Raw genomic sequence first — 4,781 nt, 5'->3', positions numbered from 1 at the left:
CGATGCAAGTCAGGCCGAGGTCACGACGCAACCCGCGCCGGAGACCGAGGGTGTCGTGCGTTCGGAGCCGCCGGCGAAGCCGCTGGACGGGGTTGGCCTGTCCACCACGCAAGCGCCCGAGACGACCGGCGTCGGCAATGTTGAAAGCGATAGCGACGCGACGGAGGCTGACCCGATCCAGCAGTGAGCTCGGACGGGTCGCGCGCGGCTGCATCGCTCCCGTTTCCGTGAGCCGCTGGCCTTTTCCCGCCCTTTCACCGTCTTAGCGTCTTCTCGCCCGCGACAGGCAATCCGCTGGACATTCACGCTCAGCGGTTTCATCTAGTACGCGTCTAAGAAAACCGGGAGGGCACAATGGCACAGCGGGTCGCACGAAACGAACTGCAGGTGGCGGTCGAACTGGCCGCCTTCATCGAGGATCAGGCTTTGCCGGGGACCGGCGTCGCGCCGGAGCGCTTCTGGGAGGGGCTGTCGGACCTGCTGCATACGCAGGGGCAGAAGAACCGCGCGCTGCTGGAGACGCGCGAGGCGATGCAGTCCAAGCTCGACGACTGGCATGCGCATCACCGCGCCGAAGGCTTTGATTTCGAAGACTATAAATCCTTCCTGAAAGAGATCGGCTACCTCCTGCCCGAAGGCGACGACTTCAAGATCGAGACGCCGGAAACCGATCCCGAATTCGCCACCGTCTGCGGTCCGCAGCTCGTCGTGCCGATCACCAATGCGCGCTATGCGCTCAATGCCGCGAATGCGCGCTGGGGCAGCCTTTACGACGCGCTTTACGGGACCGACGCGCTTGGCGATCTGCCGCAGGGCAAGGGCTATGACCCCGAACGTGGCGCCCGCGTGATCGAGCGTGCGAAGGCATTTCTCGACGAGGCGGTGCCGCTTGCAGGCGGCAGCTGGACCGGCGTGACCGCGCTGCGCGTCGAGAACGGCGTCTTCTTCGTGGAGAACGCGGTGGGCGAAACCGGGCTGGCCGATCCGGCGCAGTTCCTCGGGTTCAACATTTCCGACGAGGGCGCGCTGTCCGAGGTCCTGCTGGAAAATAACGGGCTGCATCTCGTGATCGAGATCGACCCTACCACCGAAGTCGGTCAGGCCGATCCCGCCGATATCGCCGATGTCATCCTCGAGGCCGCGATCAGCACGATCATGGATTGCGAGGACTCGGTCGCCTGCGTCGATGCCGAAGACAAGGTTCAGGCCTATGGCAACTGGCTGGGCCTGATGAAAGGCGATCTGCGCGAAAACGTCGTGAAGAACGGCGAGAAGACGGTCCGGCGGCTTGAAGGCGATTACCAGTTCACCGGGGGCGGTGGCGAGAAGATCACGCTGAAAGGCCGTTCGCTGATGCTGGTGCGCAATGTCGGCCACCTGATGACCACGCCCGCGATCCTGACCCGCGACGGCGAAGAGGCCTTCGAGGGGCTGATGGACGCGATGGTCACCACGCTTTGTGCGATGCATGACCTCAAGAAGACCGAAGGCCCGCGCAACTCGGTCACCGGCTCGGTCTATGTGGTGAAGCCGAAGATGCACGGCCCCGAAGAGGTCGCCTTCGCGACCGAGATCTTCGACAAGGTCGAGGAGGTTCTGGGCCTGCCGCGCTACACCGTTAAGCTGGGCATCATGGACGAGGAGCGCCGCACCTCGGTCAATCTCAAGGAATGCATCCGCGCCGCGAAGAACCGCGTGGCCTTCATCAACACGGGCTTCCTCGATCGCACGGGCGACGAGATCTACACCTCGATGCAGGCCGGTCCGATGCTCGCCAAGGGCGAGATGAAGGGTCAGCCGTGGATCGAAGCCTATGAGGATCGCAACGTCGATATCGGGCTCGCGTGCGGGCTGGCGGGCAAGGCGCAGATCGGCAAAGGCATGTGGGCGATGCCCGACCGGATGGCCGATATGCTCGAGGCCAAGGTCAATCACCCGCTGGCGGGTGCGAACTGCGCCTGGGTGCCGTCGCCGACGGCGGCCACGCTGCATGCCACGCATTACCATAAGGTCGATGTGAAGCGTCGCCAGCAGGAGATCGCCGCGATGAGCCGCCCGGCGCGGCTCGACGATCTGCTGACGATCCCGCTCGCACGCGGCAAGAACTACTCGGAAGAGGAAATCCGCACCGAGATCGAGAACAACGCGCAGGGCATCCTCGGCTATGTCGTGCGCTGGGTCGATCAGGGGGTGGGTTGCTCCAAGGTGCCCGACATCCACGACGTGGGCCTGATGGAAGACCGCGCGACCTGCCGGATTTCCAGCCAGGCGATTGCGAACTGGCTCGAACATGGGTTGGTGAGCGAAGGTCAGGTGATGGAGGCGCTGCGCAAGATGGCCAAGGTCGTCGACCGCCAGAACGAGGGCGACCCGAACTACCGCCCGATGGCGCCCGGCTATGACGGCTTCGCCTTCCAGGCGGCCTGCGATCTGTGCTTCCTCGGAACGGTCCAACCCTCGGGTTATACGGAACCGGTGCTGCATCAGCGCCGCCTGCAAGTGAAGGAGGAACGCGCATGATCTCGCTCGAACAAGCGCAGAAGATGATCGACACCGCGCTCGCGCAAGGTGTGGAAGACGAACTGAAACCGCTCTCGGCGATCGTGCTGGATGCGGGCGGCCACCCGCTGGCTTTCGCGCGCGCCGATGGCGCGGCGCCGGGCCGCTTCGAGATCGCGCGCGCCAAGGCTTACGGCGCGGTGATGCTGGGCATGGGCGGCAAGGCGCAGATGGCGCGGGCCGAGGCGCAGGCCTATTTCATGGCCGCGGTGAATGGCATCTATGACGGCAAGACCTGTCCGGTGCCCGGCGGCGTGCTGATCCGCGACGAGAGCGGCGCTGTGATCGGCGCGATGGGCGTCACCGGCGATACCTCGGACAATGATGCGAAAGTGGCCGTGGCTGGGATCGAGGCTGCGGGCTTTACTGCCGAGGACTGAGCCTCTCGCAAGGTTCGATTTCGGGCGGTCCGGCAGGCGATGCCGGGCCGCCCGCGTCGTCTTGGTCCCCGCTCGGGCCCCGCTCTGCCCGCGCTCGGGCCATTGACGCGCCCGGCGCGCTCTGGCAGGGGAGAGCGCAAATAAGGACAATGAGAATGCACCTGTTTTCCGACATCCGCGCCGCGGTGATTGCGGCACTCGATCAGATGGTTTCCGAGGGCGCGCTGCCCGAGGGGCTGGACTACGCAAACGTCGCGGTGGAGCCGCCGCGCGATCCGCTGCATGGCGACATGGCGACCAACGCCGCGATGGTGCTGGCAAAGCCCGCCAAATCGAAGCCGCGCGACATCGCCGAGACGCTGGCGGGCAAGCTGGCCGCAGATGACCGGATCGTCAGCGCCGATGTGGCCGGTCCCGGCTTCATCAACCTGCGCCTCGATCCGAAGGTCTGGGCGGATGTGACCCACGCCGTGCTGAAAGAAGGCGCGGATTACGGGCGTTCCGATCTGGGCAAGGGTGTGAAGGTCAACGTGGAGTATGTCTCCGCGAACCCCACTGGCCCGATGCATGTCGGCCATACGCGCGGGGCCGTGTTCGGCGATGCGCTGGCGAGCCTGCTGGACTTCGCGGGCTATGACGTCACGCGGGAATATTACATCAACGATGGCGGCGCGCAGGTCGATGTGCTCGCCCGGTCCGCCTATGAGCGCTATCGCGAAGCCTGTGGCCTTGAGCCGGAAATTCGCGAGGGGCTTTACCCGGGCGATTACCTGATCCCGGTCGGCGAGGCGATCAAGGCCAAGTATGGCGAGAGCCTGCTCGACAAGCCCGAGGAAGACTGGCTCGAAGATATCCGCGAATTCGCGACCGAGCAGATGATGGAGATGATCCGCGGGGATCTCGCCTGTCTCGGCGTGAAGATGGATGTGTTCTCTTCCGAGAAATCGCTCTACGGGACCGGCCAGATCGAGGCGGCGCTCAAGCGGCTCGAGGATCTGGGGCTGATCTACGAGGGCGTGCTCGACCCGCCGAAGGGAAAGCTGCCCGAGGATTGGGAAGAGCGCGAGCAGACGCTGTTCCGCTCGACCGATTATGGCGATGACGTGGACCGTCCGGTGAAGAAGTCGGATGGCTCGTGGACCTATTTCGCGCCCGATATCGCCTATCACTGGACCAAGATCGACCGTGGTTACGATCTGCTGATCGACGTCTTCGGCGCCGACCATGGCGGCTATGTGAAGCGGATGAAGGCGGCCGTGGCTGCGCTCTCCGATCGCAGGGTGACGCTCGACATCAAGCTGATCCAGCTGGTGAAGCTGTTCAAGAATGGCGAGCCCTTCAAGATGTCGAAGCGCGCGGGCACGTTTGTCACGCTGCGCGACGTGGTCGAGCAGGCGGGCGCGGATGTGACCCGCTTCCACATGCTCACCCGCAAGAACGACGCGCCGCTGGATTTCGATTTCGACAAGGTGCTGGAACAGTCCAAGGACAACCCGGTCTTCTACGTCCAATATGCGCATGCGCGGGTCTGCTCGGTGCTGCGCAAGGCGGCGGAAGCGGGCTGGGATATGTCCGACGCACGTCTGGCCGAGGTCGATCTGTCCGGCGACTGGCATCCGTCCGAGCTGGAACTGGTCAAGAAGATCGCCGAATGGCCGCGTCTTCTGGAGATCGCGGCGCGCGCGAACGAGCCGCACCGGGTGGCGTTCTACCTCTACGATCTCGCCTCGGACCTTCACAGCCTGTGGAACCGTGGCAATGACGAGCCGGCCCTGCGCTTCCTGCAGGATGGCAATGAGGCCGCATCGGCGGCGAAAATCGCCCTTGCCCGTGCCAGCGCCG

The 4,781-nt window shown here is 64.7% G+C and carries 4 protein-coding genes; all 4 read left to right on the top strand.

Annotation, left to right across the window (positions count from 1 at the left end; all coding sequences use genetic code 11):
* A partial coding sequence (locus B3D39_RS19230; RefSeq protein WP_286789971.1) for a hypothetical protein occupies positions 1 to 187 on the top strand: 187 nt, incomplete at its 5' end.
* Positions 188 to 354: 167 nt separating this feature from the next.
* Positions 355 to 2,520, top strand: a complete 2,166-nt coding sequence (locus B3D39_RS19225; RefSeq protein ID WP_274963084.1) for a malate synthase G — start codon at positions 355 to 357, stop codon at positions 2,518 to 2,520.
* Entirely contained in the window at positions 2,517 to 2,939 is a 423-nt protein-coding gene (locus B3D39_RS19220; protein WP_078571764.1) for a GlcG/HbpS family heme-binding protein, read from the top strand. Before B3D39_RS19225 ends, B3D39_RS19220 begins: the two co-directional genes overlap by 4 nt.
* Positions 2,940 to 3,094: 155 nt before the next feature.
* A partial coding sequence (argS, locus tag B3D39_RS19215; RefSeq protein ID WP_286789970.1) for an arginine--tRNA ligase occupies positions 3,095 to 4,781 on the top strand: 1,687 nt, incomplete at its 3' end.

This window comes from Thioclava sp. UBA3469 (assembly GCF_002378135.1).
GTDB classification, from domain to species: domain Bacteria; phylum Pseudomonadota; class Alphaproteobacteria; order Rhodobacterales; family Rhodobacteraceae; genus Thioclava; species Thioclava sediminum.
The sequence above is the reverse complement of the archived record's forward strand: the minus strand, read 5'-3'. Positions and strand labels throughout refer to the sequence as shown.

Bases quoted from the DNA above. Each gene is read 5' to 3' on its own strand.
- B3D39_RS19225 (WP_274963084.1), top strand. From the start codon at position 355: ATGGCACAGCGGGTCGCACGAAACGAACTGCAGGTGGCGGTCGAACTG.
- B3D39_RS19220 (WP_078571764.1), top strand. From the start codon at position 2,517: ATGATCTCGCTCGAACAAGCGCAGAAGATGATCGACACCGCGCTCGCG.